The sequence below is a fragment of the Streptosporangium sp. G12 genome, from assembly GCF_052983175.1.
In genome coordinates this window covers 1-11,414 of record NZ_JBRIQO010000066.1, presented here as the reverse complement: position 1 = coordinate 11,414, position 11,414 = coordinate 1, and the positions used below count along the sequence as shown (strand labels likewise).

1 protein-coding gene is annotated in these 11,414 nt (G+C 71.9%); it reads right to left on the bottom strand.

The window, feature by feature from the left end; translation table 11 throughout:
• Positions 1-11,414, bottom strand: an 11,414-nt coding sequence (locus ACVCAG_RS45450; protein WP_447191653.1) for an SDR family NAD(P)-dependent oxidoreductase, incomplete at both ends; no start/stop codon positions are given.

Below are 11,414 nucleotides of genomic sequence, written 5' to 3'. Positions count from 1 at the left end.
ACAGGCCCGTACTCCAGACCGACCGCCGCCAGATCGTCATACAGACCATCGACCACCACCGGCCGCACGTCCACCGGAGGCCACTGCGTCAGCTCGAACGCCGCCACCGGCAGCTCGGCGGTCACCAGGCCCTCGGCATGGCCTGTCCACGGCGCCGTGGGGTCGTTTTCCGGGCGTGAGTGGATCGAGACCGCCCTGCCGCCGGACTCCTCCGGCGCGCCGACGACCACCTGGACCTGCACTCCACCCTCGGCGGGCAGTACCAGCGGAGCCTGCAACGTCAGTTCTCGCACCGACGGCCAGCCCACCTCGGCACCGGCCCGCAACACCAACTCCAGCAAACCGGTCCCCGGCAACAACACCGTCCCGTTCACCGCATGATCAGCCAACCACGGCTGCGCGGCGACCGACAGGCGACCGCTGAAGATCGTCGACTCGCTACTGGCGACCTCCGTCACCGCGCTGAGCATCGGATGATCGAGCGCCCCCAGCCCGGCGGCACTCATCTCCCCGACCCCGCCACGCACCGCGATCCAGAACCGCTCCCGCTGGAAGGCATACGTCGGCAGATCAACCCGCCGCGCCGGGGCGAGAATCGCCGTCCAGTCGACTCCCACACCGTGGGTGTGGAGCCGGCCCAGTGCCTCGACCAGTGCCCGGATCTCGTCGCGGTCCTTGCGGGCGGTCGCGACGAACACGCCGTCCTCGACGCTTTGCTGGGCCAGGGCGGTCAGGGTGGTGTCGGGGCCGATCTCGACGAACACGTTCGCCTGGCAGGCGGTGACCCCGTCGGCGAACCGCACGGCTTCACGCACGTGCCGTACCCAATAGGTCGGGTCGGTCAGCAGGCCGGGCTCTGCGGGACGGCCCGTCACGTTGGAGATGACGGAAATGCTCGGCTCGGTGAAGGTCAACCCGGAGACGATCTGCTCGAACTCCGCCAGCATCGGCTCCATCAACGGCGAGTGGAACGCGTGCGAGACGCGCAGGCGTCGGGTGCGGGCATTCACCAGGCCCGCGATCTCCTCCACCGCGCTCTCGCTGCCGGAGACGACCACGGCCTGCGGGCCGTTGACCGCCGCGATACCGACGTCCTGGCGGCCTTCCAGGAGGGGGAGGACATCCGCTTCGGGGGCGGCGACGGCCAGCATCGCCCCACCTTCAGGGAGCGCCTGCATCAACCGGGCACGCGCTGTGACCAGGGCACACGCGTCGGGGAGTGAGAGCACACCTGCCACGTGGGCGGCGGCGATCTCGCCGACCGAGTGGCCCACCAGAACGTCCGGGGTCACACCCAGCGAGGTGAGCAGACGGTAGAGGGCGACCTCGAAGGCGAACAGGGCCGGCTGGGTCATCCCCGTCTCGGCCAGTACCTCTTCCGGACCGGAGAACATCGCCTCACGCACCGACCCGGGCAGCAGCGCACAGACCTCATCCAAAGCGTCGGCGAACACCGGGAAGGCGGAGGCCAGCTCACGGCCCATCCCGACCCGCTGGCTGCCCTGACCGGCGAACAGCATCGCCAGCCCGCCACCACGTGTCGCTTCCAGAGTCGTCGTACCGTCGGCCAGGGCACGCAGACCCGCCACCAGCTCGGCCCGGTCAGCACCGACCACGACCGCGCGCTGCTCCAGCACCGCACGACCGCTCGCCAGTGTCCAGCCGATGTCGGCCACGTCGAGCTCGGGCCGCTCCGCCACCCACGACACGAGCCGGGACGCCTGTCCCCGCAACGCTTCAGAAGTCTTGGCCGACAGCAGCCACGGCGTCACCGACGGCTCGACAACTACGGCGGGCTCCGGCTCCACCGCCGGGCCCTGCTCGATGATCACGTGTGCGTTCGTGCCGCTGATCCCGAAGGAGGAGACCGCGGCCCGGCGCGGGCGGTCCTCCACATCCCACGAGCGGGCCTCGGTGAGCAGTTCCACCGCACCCGCCGTCCAGTCCACGTACGGGGACGGCTCCTCGGCGTGCAGGGTCTGCGGCATGACGCCGTTGCGCAGCGCCATCACCATCTTGATCACACCGGCCACGCCGGCGGCGGCCTGGGCGTGGCCGATGTTCGACTTGATGGACCCCAGCCACAGCGGCCGGTCCTCCGGACGGTCCTGGCCGTACGTGGCCAGCAACGCCTGGGCCTCGATCGGGTCACCCAGCACCGTTCCGGTGCCGTGCGCCTCGACCACGTCCACATCCGCGCTCGACAGACCGGCGTTCGCCAGGGCCTGGCGGATCACCCTCTGCTGCGCCGGGCCGTTCGGCGCCGTCAGCCCGTTGCTCGCGCCGTCCTGGTTGACCGCGCTGCCCCGCACCACCGCGAGAATCTGGTGACCGTTGCGCCGCGCGTCCGAGAGCCGCTCGACCAGCAGGACGCCGATGCCTTCTCCCCAGCCGGTGCCGTCAGCCTCGGCGGAGAACGCCTTGCAGCGCCCGTCCACCGACAGGCCGCGCTGCCGGGAGAACTCGACGAAGGTACTCGGCGTGGCCATCACCGTGACGCCGCCCGCCAGGGCAAGGTCACACTCGCCCGAGCGCAGCGACTGTGCCGCCCAGTGCAGCGCGACCAGCGACGACGAGCACGCCGTGTCCACCGTGACCGCGGGACCCTCCAGGCCCAGGGTGTACGACACCCGGCCCGAGGCGACACTGCCCGAGCTGCCGGTGCCGATCAGGCCTTCCAGCTCGCCCGGTGCGTCAGAGAGCTGGGGCGCGTAGTCGTGGTACATCACCCCGGCGAAGACACCCGTACGGCTGCCGCGCAGCCGATCGGGATTCATCCCCGCCCGCTCGATCGCCTCCCACGACGCCTCCAGCAGCAACCGCTGCTGCGGATCCATCGCGAGGGCCTCACGCGGCGAGATCCCGAAGAACCCGGGGTCGAACTCGGCGGCGTCGTACAGGAACCCGCCGTGCCTGGAGTACGAAGTGCCCCGGCTGTCCGGGTCCGGGTCGTACAACCTCGCCAGGTCCCAGCCCCGATCGGTCGGGAAGTCGCCGATGGCGTCCGTGCCGGACGACACCAGGTCCCACAGACCCTCTGGTGAGGAGACGCCGCCGGGGTAGCGGCAGGCCATGCCCACGATCGCGATCGGCTCGTCGGCCACCGAGACATCGGCCACGACCGCCTGCGAGACCTGACCACCGGCCAGCTCCGCCGCCAGGTAATCCGCCACCGCCTCAGCGGTCGGGTAGTCGAAGATGAGGGTGGCCGGCAACCGCAGGCCGGTCGCCGCGTTGAGCTGGTTGCGGAACTCGACCGCGGTGAGGGAGTCGAAGCCGAGCTCCTGGAAGCGCTTGGCCGACTCGACCGCCTCCGTGTCGGAGAAGCCGAGGACCATCGCCGCCTGGGTACGCACCAGCCGGAGAAGGTCGGTCGGATCCGTTGCGGTCGTACTGGCACGCCGGGTGGGCACGCGGACCAGCCCGCGAAGGGCCACGGGGAGGGTGCCGGCGTGGGCCTGGGCCTGCAGCGCCGGGAGGTTCAGCGAGGCCGGGACCAGTACGGCGTGCTCGTGGTCGATCGCGATGTCGAACAGGGCCAGACCGTCGTCGACGGGCAGCGGCGTGATGCCACCGCGCTCGAGGCGGTGCAGGTCGGATTCGGTCAGGTCGCCTGCCATACCGCCCGAGGCCCACAGACCCCAGGCCAGCGACGTGGCAGGCAGTCCCTGCGCCCGGCGCTGCTCGGCGAGGGCGTCCAGGAAGGTGTTGGCCGCGGCGTAGTTGCCCTGGCCCGCGCTGCCCAGCACACCGGAGAGCGACGAGAACAGCACGAACGCCGACAGGTCCAGTTCCCGGGTCAGCTCGTGGAGATACCAGGCCGCGTCGGCCTTCGGCCGCAGGACCGCGTCGAAGCGCTCCGGGTTGAGGGAGCCGACGATCCCGTCGTCCAGCACGCCTGCCGTGTGCACGACACCGGCCAGCGGGACCGACGCGACCAACCGCGCCAGATCCTCTCGATCGCCGACGTCACAGGCCGCCGCCCGTACGGAGGCACCGAGCTCGGTCAGCTCCGCCACCAGTTCGGCGGCTCCGGGCGCCTCGGCGCCACGACGGCTGGCCAGCAGCAGGTGCCGCACCCCGTGGGCCGTCACCAGGTGCCTGGCCACGAGCGCGCCCAGCCCGCCGGTGCCACCGGTGACCAGCACCGTGCCCTCCGGACCGAACACCGGACCGGCATCGCCGGAGAGTGCCGGTTCCACGACCGCGCGCTCGGCCACCCGGCTCAATCTCGGCACCAGGAACTGCCCGGCCCGCACCGCCACCTGCGGTTCGCCCGTGGCCAGCGCCCGACCGACCGTGCCCTCGTCGAAGGGTTCGGTGCCCAGGTCCAGCAGTACGAACCGGCCCGGCTGTTCGGCCTGCGCCGCCCGTACCAGACCCCACACCGCCGCCTGCGCCAGGTCCGGCACCTCATCCGCGACCGCCACCACGGCACCGTGCGTGACGATGACCAGCGGCGAGGCGCCCGATTCCGCCTGCAGGGCGGCGAGGACCGCGTTCGTGGCGCGCCTGATCGCCTCGGGAACGGGCGCGTCGTCCGAAGGTACGTCGAGGAGCGCGTACGAAAGATCCGTCTGTCCGGTACGACCGGCCTGCACCCAGTCCAGCTGGAACAGGGAGTTGTTACGCGTCGCCGACTGGTCGGCGGACCTAGGACGGAGGATGAGCGACCCGACTTCCGCGACGGCCGTCCCCGCGGTGTCCGCCACCGCCAGGCCGAACACGCCGGTGCCGCCCGCCGGGGTGATGCGAACCCGCAGGGCGGTCGCTCCCTCGGCGTACAACGTCACGTCGTTCCAGGCGAAGGGGATGTACGGCCGGCCAGGTTCCGCCTCGGGCAGGAATCCGGCCATGGGGATGGCGTGCAGGGAGGCGTCGAGCAGTGCCGGGTGCAGCCCGAACCGCCGGGCATCGGCGCCGGACTGCTCCGGCAGGGCGATCTCGGCGTAGACGGCGCCGTCCTGCCGCCAGGCGGCCTGGAGGCACTGGAACGTCTCGCCGTACTCCATGCCGATCGCGGTGAGGTCGGCATAGACGCCGTCGACGTCGAGGACCTCGGCGCCGGGCGGCGGCCACTGCGCGAGATCGAAGGTGGGCGCGACGGCGGCTGCCGGGGCGAGGACGCCCTGGGCGTTCTGCCGCCAGTCCGTGGCGTCCCCGGCGCGCGAGTGGATCGTCACCTGGCGACGGCCGGAATCGTCGGCACCCGCGACCACGACCTGGAGCTGGAGGCTGCCACCCGCTGCCAGCACCATGGGCGATTGGAGGGTGAGCTCGTCGAGCACCGGGCAACCGGTCTCGTCCCCGGCGCGTATCGCGAGCTCGACCTGCGCAGCGCCCGGTACGACCACCTGACCGTCCACGAGGTGGTCGGCCAGCCACGGCTGCGCGGACAGGGACAGACGGCCGATGAGCGTGAGCGTGCCGGAACCAGGAGCCGGGACGACAGCGGTCAGCAACGGATGGTCCACCGCCACCAGGCCGCCACCGGAGGCGACCTCAGCGGTGGCGTCGAGCCAGTAGCGACGACGCTGGAAGGCGTAGGTGGGCAGCTCGATGTGCCTGGCGGGCACCGAGGCGAAGTAGGTGTCCCAGTCGACCATGACGCCGTGGGTGTGGAGTCGGCCGAGTGCCTCGACCAGTGCCCGGACCTCGTCCCGGTCCTTGCGAGCGGTCGCGACGAACACACCGTCCTGCACGCTCTGCTGGGCCAGGCCGGTCAGCACCCCATCCGGGCCTACCTCCACGAACACGTTCGCCTGGCAGGCGGCCACCCCGTCGGCGAAGCGCACCGCCTCCCGCACATGCCGCACCCAGTACGCCGGGTCGGTCAGCAGGCCAGGCTCGGCGGGCCGGCCCGTCACGTTGGAGACGACAGGGATGGCCGGCTCGCTGAAGGTCAGAGCGGAGACGATCTGCTCGAACTCGGCGAGCATCGGCTCCATCAACGGCGAGTGGAAGGCGTGTGAGACCCGCAACCTGCGCGTCCGGACGCTCACCAGGGCGGCGATCTCCTCCACCGCACTCTCGTCACCGGAGATCACCACCGAGGCCGGGCCGTTCACCGCCGCGATGCCGACGTCCTGGCGGCCCTCCAGCAGAGGAAGGACCTCCGCCTCAGGAGCGGCGATGGCCAGCATCGCCCCACCCTGCGGCAACGCCTGCATCAGCCGGGCCCTCGCGGAAACGAGAGTGCAGGCGTCGGGCAGCGACAGCACGCCCGCCACATGAGCGGCGGCGATCTCCCCCACCGAGTGACCCACCAGCACGTCCGGGGTCACCCCCAGCGAGGCCAGCAGGCGGTAGAGGGCGACCTCGAAGGCGAACAGCGCCGGCTGGGTCATCCCGGTCTCGGCCAACACCTCGTCCGGGCCCGAGAACATCGCCTCACGCACCGACCCCGGCAACAACGCACAAACCTCGTCCAAGGCTTCGGCGAACACCGGGAACGCCGCCGCGAGCTCACGGCCCATCCCCACCCGCTGGCTGCCCTGACCGGCGAACAACATCGCCAACCCGCCGCCACCGGCCGCGGCACCCGGCGTCGTACCGTCGGCCAGGGCACGCAGGCCCGCCACCAGCTCGACCTGGTCGGCGCCGACCACCACCGCACGCTGCTCCAGCAGCGCACGGGCCGAGACCAGCGCCTTGCCGACGGTGGTCGGCGAGACGTCGTCCTGTGAGGCCCAGTCCGCGAGCCGGGCGGCCTGCGCCCGGAGAGCTTCGCCGTCGTTGGCGGAGATCAGCCACGGAACGACGGGCAGTTCGGCACCGTCGACCGGTGCGGTGGCATCCGGGCTCCGCTCGACGGGGGCGGTGGCGGCCGGGCTCTGCTCGATGATCACGTGTGCGTTGGTGCCGCTGACGCCGAAGGACGACACGCCCGCACGGCGCGGGCGGTCCTCGATATCCCACGAGCGGGCCTCGGTCAGCAGCTCGACGGCGCCGGCCGTCCAGTCCACGTGCGGCGACGGCTCCTCGGCGTGCAGCGTCCGGGGCAGTGTCCCGTGCCGCATCGCCATCACCATCTTGATCACACCGCCGACACCGGCGGCGGCCTGGGTGTGACCGATGTTCGACTTCAGCGACCCCAGCCACAGCGGCCGGTCCTCGGGCCGGTCCTGGCCGTACGTGGCCAGGATGGCCTGGGCCTCGATCGGGTCACCCAGCACCGTTCCCGTGCCGTGCGCCTCGACCACATCGACATCCGCGGTCGACAGACCGGCGTTCGCCAGCGCCTGCCGGATCACCCGCTCCTGCGAAGGACCGTTCGGCGCGGTCAGGCCGTTGCTCGCACCGTCCTGGTTGATCGCGCTGCCGCGCATGACGGCGAGGATGTGGTGACCGTTGCGCCGCGCGTCCGAGAGCCGCTCGACGAGCAGCATGCCGACGCCCTCGCCCCAGCCGGTACCGTCCGCCGACGCGGAGAACGCCTTGCACCGACCGTCCACCGCGAGCCCGCGCTGCCGGGAGAACTCGATGAAGACGCTGGGCGTGGCCATGACGGTCACACCGCCGGCCAGCGCCAGATCGCACTCCCCCGAACGCAGGGACTGCGCGGCCAGGTGGAGCGCCACCAGCGACGACGAGCACGCCGTGTCCACCGTGACCGCGGGGCCCTCCAGCCCGAACGTGTAGGCGACCCGGCCCGAGGCGATGCTGCCCGCGCTGCCGTTGAGGACGAAACCCTCGAAGCCCTCGGGCGCGTGCGGCAGGCGGCCGCCGTAGTCGTGGTACATCACCCCGGCGAAGACGCCCGTCCGGCTGCCGCGCATCGCCTTCGGGCTGATCCCCGCCCGTTCGATCGCCTCCCACGAGGTCTCCAGCAGCAACCGCTGCTGCGGGTCCATCGCGGTGGCCTCACGCGGCGAGATGCCGAACAGGGCGGTGTCGAACTGGTCGGCATCGTGGAGGAAGCCGCCTTCGCGCGCGTAGCTCGTACCGGCGTGGGCGGGATCGGGATCGTAGAGCCGCTCCAGGTCCCAGCCACGGTTGTCGGGGAAGGTGGTGATCGCGTCGTCGGCCCGGACGAGAAGTCGCCAGAGGTCGTCGGGAGAGACCACGCCGCCGGGATAGCGGCAGGCCATGCCGACGATCGCGATGGGCTCGTCCGCCGGACCGGTGTGGGCGCTCACCTGGTCGGTGCGCGAGGCACCGGTGAGCTGCTCGTGCAGGTGCTCGGCGAGCGCGTCCGTGGTGGGGAAGTTGAACAGCAGGGTCGCGGGCAGCCGCAACCCGGTGGCGGCGTTGAGCCTGTTGCGCAACTCGACGGAGCTCAGCGAGTCGAAACCGAGGTCCTTGAAGGCCGCCTCGGCGTCCACGGCGTCGGCGTCGGTGTGCCCGAGCACGAGCGCGATGTTCGTCCTGATGAGCGAGAGCAGCGCCGCCTTGTCGGCTCCCGCCCGCACGGGCCTGGCCGTCGCGGCGCGCCGCGCCTGAGACTTGACCAGCGCCCGGAAGACCGCGGGGATCTCGTCCTGGCGGCGCAGTGCCGCGGTGTCGAGGCGGGCGGGAATCTGCACTTCCCTGTCGAGCGTGAGCGCCGTGTCCAGCAGGGCCATGCCCTGCGCCGCCGGGAGCGGTGCGAGCCCGATCCTGCCGAGCCGGGCCACGTCGGCCTGGCTGAGCGCGCCCGCCATGCCGTTGTCGGTCTCCCACAGCCCCCAGGCCAGGGAGAGGGCGGGCAGTCCCTGCGCACGGCGGTACGAGGCCAGCGCGTCCAGGTAGGTATTGGCCGCGGCGTAGTTCGCCTGGCCCGCGCTGCCGACGATGCCGGCGATGGAGGAGTACATCACGAAGAACGACAGGTCGAGCTCGCCGGTGAGCTCGTGCAGGTACCAGGCCGCGTCCGCCTTCGGCGCGAAGACCCGGTCGATCCGCTCCGGGGTCAGCGACGTCACGGCGCCGTCGTCGACGACCCCTGCCAGATGGATGACACCGGTCAGCGGCCGGTCGTCGGGAACGGCCGCCAGCAGGGCGGCGAGCTCGGCCCGATCGGCCACGTCGCAGGCGGCGATCGTGACCTGCGCGCCGAGCGACGTGAGCTCGGCCAGCAGATCGTCGGCTCCGGGCGCCGCCGGGCCGCGGCGACCGGCCAGCAGCAGGTGCCGGACCCCGTGCTCGGTGACGAGCCGGCGCGCGGCCAGGGTGGCGAGCTCGCCGGTGCCGCCGGTCAGCAGTACCGTGCCCGCCGGGGGTTCGGAGGAGCGCTCGATCACCGGCGCGTTGGCCAGCGGTACGATCCGCGGCACGCGGACCGCGCCGGCCCTCAGGGCCAGCTGCGGCTCACCGGAAGCGCAGGCGCGAAGCAGCCCGGCTTCCGAGTCGGGGTGGCCGTCGGTGTCCAGGAGGACGAACCGCCCGGCGTGCTCGGACTGGACGGATCGGATGAGCCCCCAGACCGGGGCGGTGGACAGATCGGGTACCTCTCCCTCGGCCGCGCTGACCGCGCCGCTGGTCACCACCACCAGCTGCGACTGCGCCAGCCGCTCGTCGGCGAGCCATTCCTGGACGAGCGCCAGCACCTCGTACGTCCGCTCGCGGCCCACACCTGCCGGGACGCGCATGAGGACCTGCTCCGCGCCGATGCCCTCCTCCAAGGAGGAAAGATCGCGGAGTTCCACCACCCGTCCGGGCTCCGTCCCACCGGCTCGTACGCTCACCCAGTCCAGCACGTACGGCGTGCGCTCCGGAGACAGCTCTGTCGCCACGGGCCTGACCACCAGGGAGTCCACCGTGAGGACCGGCGCGCCGGTGTGGTCGGCGACGCTCAGCGAGAGCTCACCCGGCCCCTTGGCGGTGGTCCGTACCCGCGCCACGGTCCCGCCCGCCCCGTGCGCCGAGACGCCGGACCAGGCGAAGGGCAGGAACGGGTGTCCGGGCTCGCTGGGCGGCAGGAGATCGCCGAGCGTGATGGAGTGCAGTACCGCGTCGAGGAGGGCGGGGTGGAACCCGAACCGCTCCGCGCCGGCCTGCACCTGGTCGGGCAGGACGATCTCGGCGTAGACGGCGCCGTCCCGCTGCCAGGCGCTCACCAGGCCCTGGAAGGCACTGCCGTACTCCAGGCCTGTGACGGCCAGGTTGTCGTAGAGGTCGTCGATATCGATGGGTTGCGCGCCCGGCGGTGGCCACTGCGCCAGGTCGAAGCCGGGTACGGCGGCGGCGGTGCCGAGCGTTCCCTGGGCGTGCCGCTGCCAGGTGGTCGTGCCTTCGGGCCTGGAGTACAGGGCCAGGCCGCGCTGACCGCTGCCGTCGGGGGCGTCGATGACCACCTGAAGCTGGACGGGATGGTCGTGCGTGAGGACGAGGGGGGCCTGCAGGGCCAGCTCGGAGACCGTCTCGCAGTCCTCGGTCTCGGCCGCGGCACGCAGCGCTATCTCGAGGAAGCCCGTGCCGGGAAGGATGGCCGTGCCGTTGACCGCGTGGTCGGCGAGCCAGGGCAGCGTGGTGAGGGAGAGCCGCCCGGTGAGTGTGAGGCTGTCGCCGTCGGGGGCCGGGACGGTGGCGCTGAGTATCGGGTGGTCAATGGCGCTGAGCCCGGCCGCTGCCACATCGCTGCCGGATCTGCCTGATTCCAACCAGTAGCGCTGGTGCTGGAAGGCATACGTCGGCAGGTCGATCTGTCGTGCCGGGGTGAGGATCGCCTTCCAGTCGACGGTCACGCCGTGGGTGTGCAGGCGGCCCAGTGCCTCGACCAGTGCCCGGACCTCGTCCCGGTTCTTGCGAGCGGTCGCGACGAACACACCGTCCTGCACGCTCTGCTGGGCCAGGGCGGTCAGGGTGGTGTCCGGGCCGACCTCCACGAACACACTCGCCTGGCAGGCGGCCACCCCGTCGGCGAACCGCACCGCCTCCCGCACATGCCGCACCCAGTACGCCGGGTCGGTCAACAGCCCCGGCTCCGCAGGCCGGCCCGTCACGTTGGAGACGACAGGAATGATCGGCTCGCTGAAGGTCAGAGCGGAGACGACCTGCTCGAACTCGGCGAGCATCGGCTCCATCAACGGCGAGTGGAAGGCATGCGACACCCGCAGCCTGCGAGTGCGGGCACTCACCAGAGCGGCGATCTCCTCCACCGCACTCTCGTCACCGGAGATCACCACCGAGGCCGGGCCGTTCACCGCCGCGATGCTCACATCCTCGCGGCCCTCCAGCAGCGGAAGGACCTCCGCCTCAGGAGCGGCGATGGCCAGCATCGCCCCACCCTCCGGCAGCGCCTGCATCAACCGCGCCCGCGCCGTGACAAGAGCACACGCATCAGGCAGCGACAGCACCCCCGCCACATGAGCGGCGGCGATCTCCCCCACCGAGTGACCCACCAGCACGTCCGGGGTCACCCCCAGCGAGGCCAGCAGGCGGTAGAGGGCGACCTCGAAGGCGAACAGCGCCGGCTGGGTCATCCCGGTCTCGGC